Source organism: Arthrobacter sp. Y3225116 (assembly GCF_059091245.1).
On sequence record NZ_JBNHGL010000048.1, the window covers coordinates 1 to 18,624 of the forward strand.

10 protein-coding genes and 1 riboswitch are annotated in these 18,624 nt (G+C 68.4%); of the genes, 6 read left to right on the plus strand and 4 right to left on the minus strand.

Translation table 11 applies throughout. The features are described from left to right. The 4 genes from AC5RV2_RS07100 to AC5RV2_RS07115 all read left to right on the plus strand — a co-directional run. Nucleotides 1–914 (plus strand): energy-coupling factor ABC transporter ATP-binding protein (locus AC5RV2_RS07100; protein ID WP_494091779.1); only part of this gene is annotated, 914 nt, incomplete at its 5' end. Further along, complete coding sequence (locus AC5RV2_RS07105) at nt 911–1,726, plus strand: energy-coupling factor transporter transmembrane component T family protein (RefSeq protein ID WP_494091780.1); 816 nt, start codon at nt 911–913, stop codon at nt 1,724–1,726. The genes AC5RV2_RS07100 and AC5RV2_RS07105, both read left to right, overlap by 4 nt. A 190-nt stretch (nt 1,727–1,916) precedes the next feature. After that, entirely contained in the window at nt 1,917–3,314 is a 1,398-nt protein-coding gene (locus AC5RV2_RS07110; RefSeq protein WP_494091781.1) for a pyridoxal phosphate-dependent decarboxylase family protein, read from the plus strand. 251 nt (nt 3,315–3,565) lie between these two features. Continuing rightward, entirely contained in the window at nt 3,566–4,372 is an 807-nt protein-coding gene (locus AC5RV2_RS07115; RefSeq protein WP_494091782.1) for a carbon-nitrogen hydrolase family protein, read from the plus strand. 281 nt (nt 4,373–4,653) lie between these two features. Here the strand turns inward: AC5RV2_RS07115 and AC5RV2_RS07120 are convergent, their stop codons facing one another. The 3 genes from AC5RV2_RS07120 to AC5RV2_RS07130 all read right to left on the minus strand — a co-directional run bounded on the left by AC5RV2_RS07120 (nt 4,654) and on the right by AC5RV2_RS07130 (nt 12,733). After that, nucleotides 4,654–10,518 (minus strand): Ig-like domain-containing protein, encoded by a 5,865-nt coding sequence (locus tag AC5RV2_RS07120; protein WP_494091783.1) that lies wholly within the window; start codon nt 10,516–10,518, stop codon nt 4,654–4,656. A 245-nt stretch (nt 10,519–10,763) separates the two neighbouring features. After that, on the minus strand, nt 10,764–11,261 hold the full coding sequence (locus tag AC5RV2_RS07125; RefSeq protein WP_494091784.1) for a CoA-binding protein: 498 nt from the start codon (nt 11,259–11,261) through the stop codon (nt 10,764–10,766). Then, nucleotides 11,258–12,733, minus strand: coding sequence for an O-acetylhomoserine aminocarboxypropyltransferase/cysteine synthase family protein (locus AC5RV2_RS07130; protein WP_494091785.1), 1,476 nt, complete (start codon nt 12,731–12,733; stop codon nt 11,258–11,260). Before AC5RV2_RS07130 ends, AC5RV2_RS07125 begins: the two co-directional genes overlap by 4 nt. 94 nt (nt 12,734–12,827) lie before the next feature. Continuing rightward, nucleotides 12,828–12,922: riboswitch (SAM riboswitch) on the minus strand. A gap of 222 nt (nt 12,923–13,144) precedes the next feature. Between AC5RV2_RS07130 and malQ the strand changes: the two genes are divergently transcribed. Further along, a complete protein-coding gene (malQ, locus tag AC5RV2_RS07135; RefSeq protein WP_494091786.1) occupies nt 13,145–15,304 on the plus strand; it encodes a 4-alpha-glucanotransferase in 2,160 nt (719 codons plus the stop codon). A 275-nt stretch (nt 15,305–15,579) separates the two neighbouring features. Further along, nucleotides 15,580–16,395: an endonuclease domain-containing protein gene (locus AC5RV2_RS07140; RefSeq protein ID WP_494091787.1), complete on the plus strand. Its 816-nt coding sequence runs from the start codon at nt 15,580–15,582 to the stop codon at nt 16,393–16,395. Nucleotides 16,396–16,592: 197 nt separating this feature from the next. Here AC5RV2_RS07140 and AC5RV2_RS07145 read toward each other — a convergent pair. Beyond that, nucleotides 16,593–18,624, minus strand: a 2,032-nt coding sequence (locus tag AC5RV2_RS07145; protein WP_494091788.1) for an acetate--CoA ligase, incomplete at its 5' end; no start/stop codon positions are given.

The following is an 18,624-nucleotide window of genomic DNA, read 5'->3' on the forward strand; positions in this document are numbered from 1 at the left end:
CGGACCCCGAGGACCTGGCCCCTCCTGGCCCCGAGGGGGAGGCAGCGGTGCCCGTTGCAGCGGTGCCCGCGACCGGCGAGACCGTGCTGGCCGCGGAGAGCCTGTCCGTCTCGCGGACGCTGCCCGGGCGGAAGAAGCGCCGGAACGCAGGCGATGTCCCGCCGGAGGCTGCCATTCTCAAGGAGGTGACGCTCCGGTTGAGGCGCGGCGAAATCGCGGCCCTGCTCGGAGCGAACGGGGCCGGCAAAACCACCTTGCTGCTCACCCTGGCCCGGCTCCTTCCGCCGTCGGCGGGAACCGTCGGCGGGGAACGTCCGGGGATGGTGTTCCAGAATCCCGAGCACCAGTTCGTGGCGCACACCGTCCGGGACGAAGTCCGGCACGGCCTTCCCGACGCCCCCGCCGAACGGTTCGGCGGTCTCCTGGCGCGGCACCGGCTCACCCATGTGGCGGACCAGAGCCCCTTCCGGCTGTCGGGCGGCGAGAAGCGCCGCCTGAGCGTGGCGGCCATGCTGGCCCACGAGCGGCCCGCGCTCCTGGCCGATGAACCCACCTTCGGCCTCGACCGGCGGGACACCATCGCCACGGTGGCAGCCTTCCGGGAGGCCGCCGCCGCTGGCCGCGGCATCCTCTTCTCCAGCCATGACCTGCGGACTGTCGCCACGCTGGCGGACCGGGCCATTGTGATCGCGGACCGTACGGTGATTGCCGACGGCTCCGTCTTCGACATCCTGCGCGACCCCGTCGTCCTGCACCGCGCCGGCCTGCGGCTGCCGCCGCTGATCGACTGGCTGCTGGCCGAGTTCGCCTCGGCGGACGAGATCCGGCGCGTCCTCGACCGGCTCGATGCCGCCGTTACCGGCGTCGTTACCCGCGCCGGTGCCGCGCACCCGCAGATCGGCAGCCGGGCATGAGCGCGGACTTCGCCGCCGGCCCGGCTTCCGGCGTCGCCGGCGGCGTCCTGGCGCGGCGCAATCCCACCATCAAGCTCGCGCTCCTGTTCGTCGTGTCGCTGGCCCTGGTCTTCATTTTCGATCCGGTGACGCCCGCCGTCCTCTACCTGGTGGCCCTGGCCGCGGTCGCCGCCTCCACGCGCCTGAGGCTGAGGACTATGGCGCTGGCGCACGTGCCCTTCGTCGCCTTCGGGCTGGGGGTTTTCATGGTCAATGCGCTGAGCCGGCCCGGCGAGGTGTTATGGACCTCCGGGCCGCTGCGGATCACGGTCGAAGGCCTCGCCGTCGGCGGTTCCCTGGCCCTGCGCACCCTGGTCATCGGGATCCTGGCCATCGGTTTCCTCGCCTCGACCGACGGCGTCGCGCTGATGGGCAGCCTCCACCAGCACGCCCGGCTCGGGCCCCGGATTACCTACGCCATTCTGGCCGGGTACCGCATGCTGCAGGAGATGCCGCGGGAGTGGCTGACCATCCGGCAGGCCCACGCCGTGCGGGCCCGGCTCCGTCCGGACGGTTCGCTGCCGCGTGGCCTGCGCGCCTACGGGAACGCGGCGTTTGCCCTGCTCGTCGTCTCCGTCCGCAAGGGCGAACGGATGGCCCAGGCGCTGGAGTCGCGTGGCCTGGGCCTGAGCCCGCGGACCATCTGGCGGAAAATCCCGCTGGACAGGGCGGACTGGCTGCTGGCTGCCGGCGTCCTGGGGGTCCTCGCCGCCATCCTGTTCACCAGCCATGCCCTGGGATACCTGGCCGGCTTCGAAGCGCTCGTGAACTGAGGCGCCGCTCGTGAACTGAGACGCCGCTCGACGACCGGCCTGCCCGTATGCCCTGGCCGGCCCATGAACGCCGCGGGATCCGTCATGAGTGCTGCGGGACCTGGCCTGCTTGCTGCGGGATCTCCCCGCGGCCAGCGCGTTCGGGCCCTCCGCCTGTCGCAGGGCAGGGCCGCGGCGTAACATGCTCGTCATGGGGGACGACGAACTGCTCCACCGCACGGCCGAGCTGGCGGCAAAATACCTGCAATCCCTGCCCGGGCGGCCGGTGAAATCGGGGCTGGATGTGGCTGCCCTGCGCCGCGAGCTGGCGGGAGAACTGCCGCGGCAGGGCGAAGATCCGCAGGGGGTCATCGAGCACCTGGCCGACGTCGGCGGGCGGGCCGCCGTGGCGATGGCCGGTCCGCGTTACTTCGGCTTCGTGATCGGCGGCGCCCAGCCCGCCGCGCTCGCCGCCGACTGGCTGACGTCCACCTGGGACCAAAACGCCGGGCTGTATGTGGCCGGTCCGGCGGCCTCCGTGGTGGAAGAGGCAGTGGGCGCCTGGCTGCTGGACCTGTTCGGGCTGCCCGCGGATGCCGGCTTCGGCCTGGTGACCGGCTGCCAGATGGCCCACTTCACCTGCCTGGCTGCGGCACGGACGGCAGTGCTGGAACGGATGGGGTGGGACGTGGTGGGCGACGGCCTGTTCGGCGCGCCGGAGATCGCCGTCGTCGTAGGGGAAGAAGCCCACAGCACCGTGCTGACCGCGCTGCAGTACCTGGGCCTGGGTCGCCGCAGGATCTACTCGGTGGCCACCGAGGCGCAGGGCAGCATCACGCTGGACTCGCTCGACGCCGTGCTGGACCGGATTCCCGCCGACATGCCGCTGATCGTCAACCTGCAGGCCGGCAACGTGAACACCGGGTCCTTCGATCCCATCCGTCCGGCGGTGGAACGAGTACGACGGCGGGACGGCGCCTGGATCCATGTCGACGGCGCGTTCGGGCTGTGGGCCGCTGCCAGCCCGGATCACCGGCACCTGTTGGACGGCGTGGAGCTGGCCGACTCCTGGGCCACCGACGCGCACAAGTGGCTCAACGTCCCGTACGACTCCGGTGTGGCCTTTGTCCGCGACGCCGAGGTGCACCAGCGCACGATGTCCCCGCCGCATGCCGCCTATCTGGAGTACGGCGCCGAACGGGACGAGGTCGCGTGGGTGCCGGAGTTCTCCCGCCGTGCCCGCGGCTTCCCGGCCTACGCCGCGCTGCGGACGCTCGGCCGCGAAGGGGTGGCGGACCTCGTGGGGCGCTGCTGTTCGCTGGCGTCGCGGATGGCAGGACGGCTGGCGGAGGCGGACGGCGTGCAGATCCTCAACGAGGTGGTGCTCAACCAGGTGCTGGTCCGGTTCACGCCGGAGGACGGCTCGGACCCGGACGACTTCACCCGCGAGGTGGTGCGCCGGGTGCAGGAGGACGGAACACTCTGGCTCTCCGGGACCACATGGCACGGGAAGGCCGCCATGAGGATCAGCGTCAGCAACTGGTCCACTACGGAGGAAGACGCCGACCGCTCCGTGGAGGCGATCCTGCGCTGCGCCGGTAAACACTGAGCCCTGCCGAGGTATTGGCGGAGCACGCCGCGCAAAGCCCTCCCGGCCAAGGACTGGCAGGGCACTCCGCAAGTCGGCCCAAGGAGTGGCGCCGGTACCCCGCTGAAGCCGGCCCGGGGATTGACGCCATTGACCACTGAGCCGCCCCGCCGCCGTCGGGCAGTGAATCCACTGCGCCCGCGGAAGCGCCGGGCAAGTTGGTCTTAGGTAGGCTGGAAGGACACACACCGCCATCAAGACGGGAGCGCATTATGAAGATCAGCGTCGGACAGCTCAACCCCAGCGGGGACGTGACGGAGAACCTCCAGACGGTGCGCTCACTCGCGGAAGAAGCCAAGGCCGACGGCGCCGAGCTGGTGGTTTTTCCGGAGGAATCGATGTTCACCGTGCGCCACGTCGAGGGCGAGCTCGCCGCGGCCGTGGACGCCAACTGGACCAAGTTCGTGCAGCAGCTGTCCTTCATCGCCGCCGAAGTCGGCATCGCGATCATCGCCGGCGGCTACGAGTCCAGCGGCGAAGAACGGCCGTACAACACGCTGGTGATCGTCGACGCCACGGGCCGGATCGTCGACACGTACCGCAAGCTCCACCTCTACGACGCGTTCTCGTACCAGGAGTCCAAGCGCATCAAGCCCGGCGACGGCGGCCTGAAGATCGTGCAGCTGGGCGACCTGAACATCGGGGTGCTCACCTGCTACGACCTGCGCTTCCCCGAGCTGGCCCGCGCGCTGGCGTCGCAGGGCGCCGACGTACTGTGCGTGCCGGCCGCCTGGTTCAAGGGCGACCACAAGATCGACCACTGGGAAACGCTGCTGCGCGCCCGTGCCATCGAGAACACCTGCTGGGTGGCCGCGGCCGGCACGTCGAGCACCAACACCGTGGGCCATTCGGCGATCCTGGACCCGATGGGCATTCCGAAGGGCTTCCTGGACGACGAACTCCGCGGCGTGGTCACCGTTGACGTGACCAGGCGCCGGATCGACGAGGTGCGCGAGTTCCTGCCGGTGCTGAAAAACCGGCGGCTCACCAGCACGGTTGATATCGTCTCGGCGCACTGATGTTGCGGCGGTAGGCGCCGCCCGGGCGGCGGCCGGGCGGCGGTCCAAAAAAACTTTTGAGAAAGTTTCAGCCAACCCGTAACCTTTCCGTCCCCGGCCGCGATTACCTAGATGAGGAAGCCGCGCCAGAGCTTATCCCCCCAACAAGCTGTGGCGCGGCTTCTGTCATCCCGCCGGCAGGGATGTGTGGCGGCGGTGGGCCTCCGGGCCCTCGAACCCGAAAAGAGTCCAGACCCCGGATTTCTCCGAAGCCTGGACTCTTTACTGGTTGAGGCGGTGATCTACCGTCCGGTCCGGAAGGACCAGCTGGTGGCCGACAGCCGGTTGCCCGAGGCATCCTTGATGCTGCTGCTCAGCTGCACTTTGTAGCTGGCATTGGCCTTCAGAGTGCTCGACGGGTTCAGGGTTGCCGTCTTGGTGCGCGAGTTGTAGCTGATCTTGGCCGCAACGGTCTTGCCCTTGCTGTCGACCAGCTTGAAGCTTGACCCGCTGACTCCGGAGACAGCCTCGCTGAACTTCACGTAGACGTTGCCGCTCCGGCTGACCGACTTGGCTCCGGCCGCCGGCGTCCGCTTGGACACCGTGGGCCGGCTTTCCGTCGTGAAGTTCCAGCTGGAGGCCGGCAGGCGGTTGCCGTTGACGTCCGTGATGCCGTTGGTGAGGCTCACCGTGAAGCGGGTGCTGCTCGGCAAGATCGCCTTGGGATCCACGGTGGCCGTGCGCTTCGCAGCGTTGTAACTGACCGTCGCCGGTACCACCTTGCCAGCGGCGGTCTTCAGCGTCACCGTGCTGGTGCTGACGCCCCGGACCGGTTCGCTGAACGTCACCGTCAGGTTCCGGTTGGTGGCCACGTTGTTGCCGTTCACCGCCGGGGTCCGTCCGGCGATGGCCGGCGCGGCTTCGGTGGTGAAGTTCCACGTGGTGGCCGTGATCGGGTTACCCGTCAGGTCCGTGATGCCGTTGGTCAGCCGCACGGTGTAGGTGCGGTTGGCCAGCAGGTTGGCGGGGTCGAGGGTAGCCGTCCGGGTCGCATCGTCGTAGCTGACGGTTGCGGTCACTGCCGTGCCGGCCGCGTTGGTTACCCGGAAGGTGGTGCCGTTGACTCCGGCCACCGGTTTGTTGAACGTGGCGGTGATGTTGCTGTTGGTGGCCACGTTGCTGGCGTTCACCGCCGGCGTCCGTCCGGTGATGACCGGTGCGGCCTCGGTGGTGAAGTTCCACGTGGTGGCCGTGATCTGGTTACCCGATTGGTCCTGGATACCGCTGGTCAGCTGCACGGTGTAGGTGCGATTGGTCAGCAGGTTGGCGGGGTCGAGGGTGGCCGTCCGGGTCGCATCGTCGTAGCTGACGGTTGCGGTCACTGCTGTGCCGGCCGCATTGGTGACCCGGAAGGTGGTGCCGTCGACTCCGGTGACCGGTTTGCTGAACGTGGCGGTGACGTTGCTGTTGGTGGCCACGTCGGTGGCGTTCACCGCCGGCGTCCGTTCGGTGATGACCGGTGCAACCTCGGTGGAGAAGTTCCACGTAGTGGCCGGCAGGGCATTGCCCTGCAGGTCCCGGATGCCGCTGGTCAGCTGCACGGTGTAGGTGCGGTTGGCCAGCAGGTTGGCCGGGTCGAGGGTAGCCGTCCGGGTCGCAGCGTCGTAGCTGACGGTTGCGGTCACTGCCGTGCCGGCCGCGTTGGTGACCTGGAAGGTGGTGCCGTCGACTCCGGTGACCGGTTCGCTGAAGGTGGCGGTGATGTTGCTCTTGGTGGCCACGTTCGTAGCTTCCGCCTCCGGGCTGCGGCCGGTCACCGATGGAGCCGGTCCGGCAGTGGTGAACGTCCAGCTGGTGGCAGCGAGGGCGTTGCCCGCCGCGTCCCGGATGCCGTTGGTGAGCGCAACGGTGTAGACCGTGTCGATCGCCAGGTCCGCCACCGGGTCGAGCGTCACCATTCTGGTCACCGGATCGTAGGTCACGGTCGCGGCGGTCGGTGCCGTTGCCTCCGCGGCCGTCAGCGTGGCCGTTGCCCCTGAGATCCCCTGGACGTCCTCGCTGAAGGTCGCAGTGATGTCGACCCCGACGGCCACGCCGGTTGCCCCGTCAGCGGGAGCGCGGTCCGTCACCGTGGGGGCTTCGGTATCTTCCGGGGCGGTGAGGTCAACGGTCTGGTCCGTGAACCGGAGGCGCTCGACGTTGGTGATGGTGTCGGTGCCGTCGTCCCCGGTGCCCCGGACGTGCGCCACAGTTGTGACTCCGTCGACGGTGGTGATGTCGTATTCCTCGAATTCGCCGGAGAAGTTGGCGGTGTCGATGTCCGTGGAAGCCGCACTGTTGAGGATTTCCCGCACGATGACGACGTTGCCCGGGTCGATCCGGCCGGCCATGATGTCGGCCTGGATGTTCTTCAGGCTGGTGACGGACCGCAGTTCAGCGCCCTGGGCGTCGCGCACGCTCAGCCGCACGTTCAGCCACTTGTCGCCATCGATAACGTCATCCGCGCCGTTGCCCCAGATCTGGTCGCTCCCGGAGCCGCCGATGATGATGTTGCCGGCGCCGAACTCGGTGGCACCGGCGGGCAGCAGGTCGGCCAGTCCGGCGATCCGCTCGATTCCCTCGGCGTCGAGCGTATTGCTGAGGCCGGGCACGGCCACCTCGTTGTCGGGGTCGGCCGGAATCACGTCGTCGCCGCGCAGGACGTCGTCCTTGTCCCAGCCGGAGAGGGCCTCGACCAGCAGGAACCGGTCCTTGAGCGCGTTCGGGCCCTCCACGACGATCATGCGCATGTCGGAATCGGCTGCTTCGACCGACCGGGCGTGGGTCACCCAGTCGAAGCCGTAGACGCCGTGATTGCGCTCGATCCCGGGACCGGCGACCATGATGTCGTCACCGCCCTCGGCATCGTAGTCGTCCTCGCCGCTGTCGCCGATGAGGACGTCGTGGCCGGGGTTGTTAATGTCGTCGAAGAACGGTGCGCCGCTGTCGCCCTGGAGCAGGTCGTTGGCGTTGCCGCCTTCCGCCCAGTCGTCGCCGCCGCCGCCGAACACCGTGTCCGGTCCGTCGCCGGCGATGATGAGGTCATTGCCCTCGCCGGCGAACGTCTGGTTGCCATTGAGCCCGCCGTTGGAGAAGTCGTCGCCGTCGCCGGACATGATGACGTCCAGGCCGGGACCGGCGTCGATCGCGTCGTTGCCCGGCCCGCCCTTGATCACGTCGTCCCCGTGGGAGTCGGTGATCCGATCGTTGCCGGCGCCGCCCAGGAGGGTGTCCGCGCCGTCGTTGCCTTCGATGATGTCACTGCCGCCGTTGCCCCAAACGGTGTCGTTGTCGACGCCGGCCCAGATCCGGTCCGTCCCGTCGGCGCCGTCGGCATCGTCCTTGCCGTTGTAGGTCGCCTGGGCGTTCAGGCCCGCGCGGTCCACGCTGTTGGAGACGCGGTAGCGGATGGTGCCGTCCGCCATGCGGAGCAGCAGTGCTGACTCGTCGCAGGCCGAGGCGGGATCATCGGCCACATTATTGCCCGTGGTGTGGACGATGTTGCCCATCTCGAACTCGCAGTCGGCGACGCCGAAGACATCGGCCTTGAGCGCGGCCGCGTCGGTATTGCGCATCACCAGCTCGGCCATGGAATTGCCTTCGAGCTGGGCCCGCAGGTTCAGGCCAGAGGTGCGGGACAGGTAGTAGAGCCGGTCCCCGTCCTGCAGGTCCGTCATCTGGCGTTCGAAGATGTAGTTAAAGGTGGAGCCGAGCAGCCCGCCGAAAAGGTTCTGGGCTTCGGCCAGGCCCCCCACCCACAGATCAACCGTGTCCAAGCCGGTCTTGGAGGCAGCGCCGTCGTTCTCCCACTCGCCGTTGCTGTTGACGAAGTCGTAGGCATCGGCCGGAGTCTCCGCCGCCGGGTCGGGGCTCATGTCGAAGAGTTTCTGTGCGGCCGCGCGCTTGGCCTCAAGGCTCGTCGCCTCGGTGATGCTGGGGTGCGTGCCGTAGGCGGCCATGAAGTTGACCACCGAATCCGGATGCTTCAGCGCCTGCCCGAAGTCCACCCAGCTGCTGTAGGGCTTCAGGGACGACTCGCTCGTCTTCGCGTAGAGATCCTTGCGGAAATTGTTCAGCGACGGAACGCCGGTCTCCCGGCCGCGGGCGATGTTGAGCGCGGCCAGGTCCAGGGGCAGGCCGAGCACGCTGTTGCGCAGCGTGTCGGTGACGAACTCGTCGAGCTCTGCGCCCACCTGGTCCGTCATGCCCATGGCGATCGCGCCTGCCGCCTGCTCGGGGGTCATCGTGCTGTCCCCGTTGGCGTAATAGGCCGGCGGATTCAGGAACGCGTCCAGCAGCGGGAGGCCGATGTCGGCTCCGCTGTTGGTCTTCCGATCCACGGTGTCCGTCAGCATGGAGTGCCCGAACCGGTAGGTCGCGTGAGCGAACTCCGCCTCGATCGCCGGATCGATCGCCGTGTCCGCCTGGGTGAAGACGTTGAACGGATTGATGCCCGGTTGGATTTTGCGCGCGAAGTCCTCGAAGACGATGTGCTGGTACTCCATCTCCGTGACGAACCGTGCGGCCTGGAAGAGGCGCTCGCCGTTCCATGCGCCGTTGGACAGCTTCCACTCGTTCAGGTCCAGGTTCAGGGACGTCAGCAGTTCTTCCATGTAGGTGACCAGCCGATTGTGCTCCGAGTGGAAGACCTGGTGCACGGCGGTGAGTCCGATGTTCTCGTTCACGCGGCCGTCGCCGGCAACGAAGTGCGCGTCGAGCATTTCGTCGTCGTAGGTGCCCGGGTCCTGCCGGCCGCTGGTGGGTGTGATGCCGTCGTCCCCGTCGGGTGCCAGGGCCGCGCCGCGGGAGTCGAACGGTGCCGCGTAATGGGAGATATCGTCCAGGAAGGCGATGCCGATCCGCTGGACATCCGCCGGCGGCGCGACGGGGTTTTCGAGGTTCCCTTCCACGAACTGCTTGTCCTGCGTGATGTACTGCGGCAGCCCGTTGGGGCCCCGCAGGAAGCGCCCGTACTGGTCGGTGGCCAGCATCGGGATGTTCACGACGTCGGCGTCGGAGAGCTTCAAGCCGAGCAGGGACTCGGCTTGCGCCTTGATGTCCGCCCAGGTGGCCATCCCGCCGGGTTCGCCTTCGGCCAGTTCGCCGGTCGAGACCGGGTTGCCCTCCTCGTTGAGCTCGTATTCCCGCAGGAAGACGTGATGGGACGGATTCGACGAGTAGGTCTGGCTCTGGTCAACCCACGGAGAGTCCGTGTTCGTGGCGTCCTGGATATCGTCGTCGGTGCCGAGCTTGCCGTCGGGGCCGGGCTGGTTCTCCGCCCGGTTGAGCAGCATGAAGTTCGTGGGCGAGCCCTCGACATACAGCGGATCGTCCTTGGCCAGCGGCATCATGACCACGTTGCTGGTCTTCTTGGTGAAGTCGATGCCGTGGTCGAAGAACTGCCCGAACAGGGCAAAGAAGCCGTTGTATGGCGGCGAGAGTCCAAAGTCGGTGGTGACATTCGGGATGTCGAGGGTCTCGCCGTCGGGCACGCAGTTCAGGGGCAGGCCCTCGTTGTCGCAGGGAACCGCCGTCGGGCCGTCGTTCACGGTCCGGTGTGCCTTGCCGGCGGCGGCGATGGCTGCCGGATTGCTGGAGGTCTGGTCCACGATGACGTTGCTGACGAAGCGCGGGTCCGCGTCCCGGATCATCGGAACGTTGACCGACTTGTACGACTGACCACCGGCTGTGGTCCGCCATTCCGGTTCTGCCAGTCGCGGGAAGGGCAGGCTGGCGGCGCCGAAGTGCCCTTGGTTGGGCACCAGGTTGTTGTCGGACCCGTCCACGGTGCGCAGCCCGTAGGGCAGCAGCGGATTGGCTATCTGGTGGGGGCCGGGGCCCAGGAGCGGCTGGCCCGGCACGGGCCTGCCCTCGGCGTCTTCCTTGGTGGCGTGGTTCTCCGCGATCTTGATTTGCTTCAGGATGAACCGCATGTCTCCGGCATTCAGGGTCAGGCCCTGGCCTACCGGCGCTGCCAACGCCGCGGGGGCGAGGGCGGAGGGCAGCACGCCCGCGCCCAGCACCAGCGCGGCGAGCCCGGCCGTAACTTTCTGGGGGAAGGATGGCCTCCCCTTGCGGGCACGCTCGGCGCCCCTCCTTGGCTGTGGATCGGTTGGTGCAGTAAACACGGTGACTCCCCCTAGTCGAATGATGTGTGGCTGGCCACAGCATCCGATGAGGACCTTGGGGAAATCCTTGAAGGCTCGATGAAGCTACTTGCGGGCAGGAAAAAACCCGCCCCAAGCCCCGGCCCTCCACGTGGAAGGCCGGGGGACAAGGGGCGGGTTTCGCGGCGGTGGCAGCCTCGCGCAGGCCGGCCCTCCGCCGTCGTTGGTACAGTGGCTGCCGGTCGGGGAAGCTGCCTCGCGCGCGCCTAGGCGGTCAACTGCCGCTTGGAGGAGATCACACCCGTGTCGAAACCGGCCAGGTGCAGGCCGCCGTGGAATCGGGCGTGCTCGATCTTCACGCAGCGGTCCATCACCACGTTCAGGCCGGCGGCCTCGGCCTCGGCCGCGACCTCCTCGTGCCAGGAGCCCAGCTGCAGCCAGAGGGTCTTGGCTCCGACGGCCAGGGTTTCCTCCAGCACGGTGGGCAGGTCGTCGTGCCGGCGGAACACGTCCACGAGATCCGGCACTTCGGGCAGGTCGGCCAGCGACTTGTACACCGGCTGGCCCAGAATTTCCTTGGCCACCGGGTTCACGAAGTACACCTTGTACGGCGAGCTGGACAGCAGGTAGGTGGCCACGAAGTAGCTGGCCCGGCTCGGCTTGTCCGAGGCGCCGACAATGGCGATCGACTTGGTGTTGCGCAGGATGTTCAGCCGCTCCGGGGCGGACGGTCCCACCCAGGTACGTTCTGGTGTGGCGGTCACTTGGCGGCTCCTTCTTCGGCTTCGATCAGTTCCTCCACGGACTCGACTACACGCGTTCCGGGCTCTGTCCGGGCGGCGCGCTCTGCCGGGATCGTGCAGGACTCGCCGGCGTAGCTGGGGGAGGCGAACTCGGAGGTGTCGAACGTGTCGTCCTCATGGTCCCGGCTCGGGCCGTGCTCGGCGCCAGCCTGCTGCGAGGCGGCCAGCGCCTGGTCCAGGTCCCAGAGAATGTCGTCCACGTCTTCCAGGCCCACGGAAATGCGGATCAGGTCCTCGGGCACGCCGGCAGCCACCAGCTGGTCGGCGGTGAGCTGCTGGTGGGTGGTCGATCCCGGGTGCAGCACCAAGGTCCGGGCGTCGCCGATGTTGGCCAGGTGGCTGGCCAGCTGCAGCGACTCGATGAACTTCTGGCCCGCGGTGCGGCCGCCCTTGACGCCGAAGCTGAACACGGAGCCCACGCCCTTGGGCAGGTACTTCCGGCCCCGCTCGTAATGCGGGTGCGCGGGCAGGCCGGCGTAGCTGACCCAGGAGACGCGCTCGTCGGCTTCCAGCCACTCGGCCACGGTACGGGCGTTGGCCAGGTGCTCGTCCATCCGCTGCGCCAGCGTTTCCACGCCCTGCAGCAGCTGGAACGCGGACTGCGCGGACAGTGACGGGCCGATGTCGCGCAGCTGCTCGGACCGGAGCTTGGTGAGGAAGCCGTACTCGCCGAAGTTGCCCCACCAGGACACGTTGCCGTAGCTGGGCACCGGTTCGGTCATCTGCGGGAACTTGCCGTTGCCCCAGTTGAAACGGCCGGATTCGACGACGACGCCGCCCAGGGTGGTGCCGTGGCCGCCCAGGAACTTGGTGGCGGAGTGGATCACGATGTCCGCGCCGTGCTCGATCGGGCGGATCAGGTAGGGCGTGCTCAAGGTGGCGTCCACGACCAGGGGGATCCCGGCGTCGTGCGCCACCGCGGCCAGGCCGGCGAGGTCCGCGATGTCGCCGGACGGGTTGGCCACGATCTCCGTGTAGACGGCCTTGGTGTTCTCCCCGATGGCCGCGGCGAAGTCGGCCGGGTCGTTGGAGTCGACGAAGGTGGTCTCCACCCCGAACCGGCGCAGCGTCACGTCCAGCTGGGTGATGGTGCCGCCGTAGAGCTTGGACGAGGCCACGATGTGGTCGCCCGACCCGGCCAGGGCCGCGAAGGTGATGAACTCGGCGGCCATGCCCGACGACGTGGCCACCGCGCCGATGCCGCCCTCGAGCGAGGCGATGCGCTCCTCGAACGCGGCGACCGTGGGGTTGCCGATGCGGGAGTAGATGTTGCCGTACTTCTGCAGCGCGAAGAGGTTCGCGGCGTCGTCGGTGTCCTTGAACACGAACGAGGTGCTCTGGTAGATCGGTACGGCTCTTGCACCGTGCTCGGCGTCGGGCGTGCCGCCGGCGTGCAGGGCGCGGGTGCGGAAACCGAATGTGCGTTCAGCCATCAGGCGCTTGCTCCTTCAAAACTTGGGTTCCCGGGCAATGACGGTCCTGGCGGCACCGGGCAGGCACCGTCCGGATCAAAGATTGCTTGCGCTCTCTCCATCGCTTCTGGCGGTAGCACCTTTCCGGTGGCGTCCGGATGGTTGCTGCGGTGTCAAAGAGCCAGATCTCTCAACCGCTCGGGATGGTCCCGTCCATTCTCGCAACCAACCGCCGCGGCGCCAAAAAATGTTGAGCCGCGTTGCGTCCGGGGTTGGGCGCCTTCGGACTTGGGGTGGGCGCCTTGCGGTTGCCCCTGGCTTGCGGTTGCCCGGCACGACGGCGGTGCTCGCCGCGCGTCGGGCCACGATCTTCGCCGTCCCGGCCCAGGACGGACGTTCACGGGTCCGGACAGTTCACCGTAGATTGGATCTATGGCTGAACTTTCGGCGCTGCAGCGCCTCGCGGGGAAACATGGCGTTGGCATTACCTTCCATGGCTGGGACGGGGGCGAGAAAACAGTCAGTGAGGCAACGCTGGTTTCCGTCCTCACCGCGCTGGGCGTCCCCTGTGCCACCGACGATGATGTGACGGCTTCCCTCCGAGCCGCTGAACTGGCACCGGTGCAGCGCACGCTGCCGCCCGCCGTCGTCGTCCGCCAAGGCACCGCCACCGAGGTTCCGGTCAATGCGCGGCCCGGCGTCCGTCCGCGGGTCCGGATCCTGCTGGAGGACGGCTCCCGGCGCGACGTCGAGGTGCTGGCCGGCGGGCGGGAGGAGTCGGAAGATGCTCCGCCTGTTCGTTTCACGGCGGTGGTGCCGGCCGACATCCCGCTGGGCTGGCACACGCTGGAAGTCGCGGAACGGTCCGAGGCGATGGAGTCCGGAACCGACGCGGCCGCAGACCGGACGGAGGCGCTGGAGCCCGGAACCGGCGCGGCCCCGGAACCGGCCGACAGCCAGGCACGGTGCGCCCTCGTGGTCACCCCGCGGCGCCTGACCACCGCCGACCGCCTGCCCCGGACGTGGGGGTTGATGGCACAGCTGTACTCCGTGCGCTCGCGGTCCTCCTGGGGCATCGGCGACCTCCATGACCTGGCCAGCCTCGCCGAAACGGCTGCCGCGAAGGGCGCGGGGTTCGTCCTGATCAACCCGCTGCACGCGGCCCAGCCGAAACCGCCGGTTGAGCCCTCGCCCTACCTGCCCTCCACGCGCCGGTTCGTCAACCCGCTGTACCTGCGGGTCGAGGACGTGCCCGAAGCCAGCGGCGTCCCGCTGGCCAACAACTTCCACGAGGCGAACCTGGACGCCGGCATCCTGGACCGCGACCCGGTGTTTGCGGCCAAGCTGCAGGCGCTGGAAGCGGTGTACGCGGTGCCCCGGTCCGCAGAACGGCAGCAGCGGTTCGAAGCCTTCCGCGCGCAGGAAGGCGAGGGGCTGGAGCGCTTTGCCCTGTGGTGCGCCATGGCCGAAACTGTTCCGGCCGGGGCTCCCGAGTGGTCGGATGCCGCGTTCATCGAAGCGCAGCGCAGCGAGTTGAAGGACCGCATCGAGTTCCATCAATGGCTGCAGTGGCTGTGCGACGAGCAGCTCGAGGCGGCGCAGGGCAGCGCCCTCGACGCGGGAATGAACATCGGGATCGTGCACGATCTCGCCGTCGGCGTCCATCCCACCGGCGCCGATGCCTGGACGCTGCAGGATGTGCTGACCCTCGGCATCTCCGTGGGGGCGCCGCCGGACATGTTCAACCAACAGGGCCAGGACTGGTCACAGCCCCCGTGGCATCCGCACCGCCTGGCCGAATCCGGCTACGTTGCTTACCGGGACATGCTGCGGACCGTCCTGCGGCACGCCGGCGGTATCCGGGTGGACCATATCCTCGGGCTGTTCCGGCTGTGGTGGATTCCCGTCGGCAGCCCTCCCGGCGAAGGCGCCTACGTGTACTACGATCACGAGGCCTTGATTGGCATCCTCGCCCTGGAAGCGGAGCGGGCCGGCGTCGTCGTCATTGGCGAGGACCTCGGGGTGTTCGAGCCGGGCGTGCAGGACTACCTGGCCGAGCGCGGCATCCTGGGCACCTCCATCCTGTGGTTTGAGTACGAAGACGGCAGCCCCCGCGCACCCGAGCGCTACCGCCGTTCCTGCCTGACCAGCGTGACCACGCACGACCTGCCGCCCACCGCCGGCTACCTGGCGGGCAAGCACGTGGAGTTGCGCGAATCGTTGGGACTGCTGAACCGGCCGGTGGAGGAGGAACGGGCTTTGGATCAGGCAGCCCAAGAGGCAGTGCTCTCCACGGTGCGCTCGCGGGTTCCGGCCGCCCCACAGCACGACGACGGCGCCGACCCCACCGCCGAACAACGCACTGTCGAGGCGCTGCACGCGTTCATCACGCAGACCCCGTCGGTGCTGCTGGGCGTTGCGCTCACGGACGCGGTGGGGGAGCTTCGGACCCAGAACCAGCCGGGCACCGCGGACGAATACCCGAACTGGCGGATCCCGCTGGCCGGGCCGGACGGAGAGGCGGTCCTGATCGAGGACCTGGCCGCCAGCGAGCGGTTCGACTCGCTGGTGCGCGCCCTGCGTCAGGACTAGGCAGGTACAAGCCGGGCCCGGAAGCCTTTCGCGGCCCTGCGGGAGGACTAGGCAGGTCCGAGCCGAGCCGGGAAGCACCTCGCGGCCCTGCCCGAGGACCCGGCAGGTTCAAGCCGAGCCGGGAAGGCTCTGTCGCGCGACGAAAGCCCGTTTCGCCGGCTCACCTCTTCGTCGGCTGCTACTCGTTGCCGGTCGTCCGATGTCCACAACTTCGGTTCGGCCAGTGGTGGCCGCCGAACGGTGCGGTCATCCTCGATTACATGCAGACTCCCGAAATGATCGCCGGTTGGGTGGCGAAAAGAGGAGGAACAGCTCAGGTCAAGGATCTGCGCAGGGCGGGAATCGGACCGGATGCGCTCAAGATGGCCATCTCGTCCGGCGCCTTGACGTCCCTTCGACGGGGGCTCGTAGGCACCGCCATTGCGGATGCGGACCTGCGGACCGCACTGATGGCCGGCGGGCTCATCACCTGCGTCTCGGCCGCAAGGGAGCTGGGACTCTGGACGTTAAAAGACCCGCTTCAATTGCATCTCTGGGCGGACCATGGCAAACAGCCCGAGACCGTGATCAAGCACCGTGGCAGGCTTGCGGCCGAGGGCAGATGGGGTTACGTAGGAACCCTGGATTGTGTGCTGCACGCAATCCGCTGCCGTCCGCGCTTGGAAGCGCTGGTCATAGCCGAGTCGGCGGTGCGCCTGGGACGGGTTTCGAAGACAGAGTTGATGGATCGTCTGCCGGGAACACGAAACAGCTTGCGGCGGCAGTTGGTGCAGAGCATAGGCCATGACGCCGACTCGCCATTGGAGGTCATTGCCCGGGACCTCTTTCGCGCTGCCGGACTCCACGTGGACACACAGGTGCGTATCCGGGGAGTCGGGCGGGTGGACATGCTGGTGGAAGGCCGCCTCATCATTGAGCTGGACGGATTCGACTTCCACTGGGATCGCGCGACCTTCCTCAAAGACCGGAGACGGAACAATGCGAGCATGCTCAGCGGGCTGCCCACCCTCAGATACGTTTACGAAGACTTGGTCTTCGCGCCGGAACGCGTTGTCGCCGAGGTCCTGACCATGCTGCGTCGGTCGGCCTGATGGACCTGACTTGTTCGCTCCCACGTATAGGACTAACTTCCCTTGTTTCGAAGGGGTCACATCGCCCTGACTAGGAGAAACGCCGTGAGCCTTGGCTAAGACGTGGGAGCGAACGGCCGGGTGACGCCAGGAGGCCGGCCAAAACTTGGAAAGTCTTGGCCGGCCTCGGTGGCACGGCTGGTGAGGCCAGCCAGCTGCTACCGTGCGTCGCAGATGGCCTTGATTTCCGCGATGCACGGCTCGTTCTGCAGGCTGGTCGTGTCGCCCAGCTCCGTCCCCTCGAACAATTGGGTCAGCAGGCGGCGCATGATCTTGCCGCTGCGGGTCTTGGGCACGTCGGGCACAAACACCACGTCGCGGGGCTTGGCGATCGGCCCGATCTGCGTGGCAACGTGGTCCCGCAAGGCCGCAATTGCCGCGGCCTGCTTGGCAGCCTCCGTCGTCTGCTCGGCCGTCGCCGTTCCGGCGACCCTGTCGGCCGCTGCCTGCCCGGCCCCGGCCGCCGCCTCCGCGGCCGTCAGCCGAATCGACCCTCCGATCAGCGACTTGTCGCGCGGCACCACAAAAGCCGTGGCCGCGTGTCCCGTTTTCGCGTCGTAGGTCGGGCAGACGCCGGCCTCCACCACTGCCGGGTGCGAGACCAGCGCGGACTCGATCTCGATCGTGGACAGCCGGTGCCCCGAGATGTTGATGACGTCGTCCGTCCGGCCCAGGATCCAGGTGTCGCCGTCGGCGTCGAAGCGGGCGCCGTCGCCGGCCAGGAACCAGCCCTGCGCCGCGTACTTTTCCCAGTAGGACGTGAAGTAGCGCTCCGGGTTGCCCCACACGGTCCGCGCCATCGCCGGCCCGGTGCTGGTGACCACAATGTTGCCCTGCTCGCCGGCACCCACCCGGGCGCCGCCGTCGTCCACAATGTCCGTGGCCAGCCCCGGCAAGGCACGCGTGGCGCAGCCGGGCTTGAAGGACGCATCGGTCTGGCGCGGCGAGAGCACGGTGGCCCCGGTCTCCGACTGCCACCAGGTGTCCACCATCGGCACGCCCGACGACGGGTCCCCGGCGACCAGAGAATCCCGCCCCACCTGGGTGCGCAGCCAGCGCCAGGCCTCCGGGTTCACTGCCTCGCCCACCGTGCCGCACAGGCGGATGGAGCTGAGGTCGTACTCGGCCGGAATGCCGTCGGGGAACCAGCCCATCAGCGACCGGACCAGCGTCGGCGCGGTGTAGTAGCTGGTCACGCCGTAGCGCTCGATGACCTCGAAGTGCCGGCCGGGGTGCGGGGCGTTCGGCACGCCCTCGTAGATCACCTGCGTGACGCCGTTGCTCAGCGGCCCGTAGATCTCGTAGGTGTGCGCGGTGACCCAGGCCAGGTCCGCCGTGCACCAGTGCACGTCGTCCGCGCGCGCGTCCGGGTCCGGGTTGCTGAACAGGTACGAGTGGCTGAACGAGGCCTGCGTCAGGTAGCCGCCGGTCGTGTGGACCAGGCCCTTGGGCTGGCCGGTGGTGCCCGAGGTGTACATGATGAACAGCGGCGTCTCGGCGTCGAACGCCTCCGCCTCGTGCACCCGCGGCTGGGTCTCGACGACGTCGTGCCACCACACGTCGCGGCCTTCCACCCAGTTGATGTCCGTGTGGCCGGTGCGGTTGATCACCAGCACGTGTTCGATCGCGTTCTCGCCGGCGACAGCAGCGTCCGCGTTGGCCTTGACCGGGACGGCGGTGCCGCGGCGGTACTGGCCGTCCGTGGTGACCAGGAGTTTGGCGCGGGTGTCCTCCACCCGGAACTTCAGGGCCTCCGCGGAGAAGCCGCCGAAGACCAGCGAATGCACCGCCCCGATCCGCGCGCAGGCCAGCGTGATGACCACGGTTTCCACCAGCACCGGCAGGTAGATGACCACCCGGTCGCCCTTGCCGACGCCCAGCGCCAGCAGCGCGTTGGCGGCCTGCGAGACCAGCTCCTGCAGCTCGCGGTAGGTCACCGTCCGGCGGTCGCCTGGCTCGCCCTCGAAGTGCAGCGCCACCTTGTCGCCCAAGCCGGCTTCGACGTGCCGGTCGGCGCAGTTGACCGCGGCGTTCAGCGTGCCGCCGTCGAACCAGCGCAGCTCCGGCCCCCGCCGAGCCGCGGTGTCCACCGGGGTGGCGGAGTGCGCGGTGTGCCACGGCTCGGCCCACTGAAGCCGGGCCGCCGCGCGCTCCCAGAACGCAATCCGCTCGGCCTCGGTCTGCGGCTCA

Excerpts from the sequence above, each read along its gene's own strand:
- AC5RV2_RS07105 (WP_494091780.1), top strand. The coding sequence starts at position 911 with ATGAGCGCGGACTTCGCCGCCGGCCCGGCTTCCGGCGTCGCCGGCGGC.
- AC5RV2_RS07110 (WP_494091781.1), top strand. The coding sequence starts at position 1,917 with ATGGGGGACGACGAACTGCTCCACCGCACGGCCGAGCTGGCGGCAAAA.
- AC5RV2_RS07115 (WP_494091782.1), top strand. The coding sequence starts at position 3,566 with ATGAAGATCAGCGTCGGACAGCTCAACCCCAGCGGGGACGTGACGGAG.
- AC5RV2_RS07130 (WP_494091785.1), bottom strand. The coding sequence starts at position 12,733 with ATGGCTGAACGCACATTCGGTTTCCGCACCCGCGCCCTGCACGCCGGC.
- malQ (WP_494091786.1), top strand. The coding sequence starts at position 13,145 with ATGGCTGAACTTTCGGCGCTGCAGCGCCTCGCGGGGAAACATGGCGTT.
- AC5RV2_RS07140 (WP_494091787.1), top strand. The coding sequence starts at position 15,580 with ATGATCGCCGGTTGGGTGGCGAAAAGAGGAGGAACAGCTCAGGTCAAG.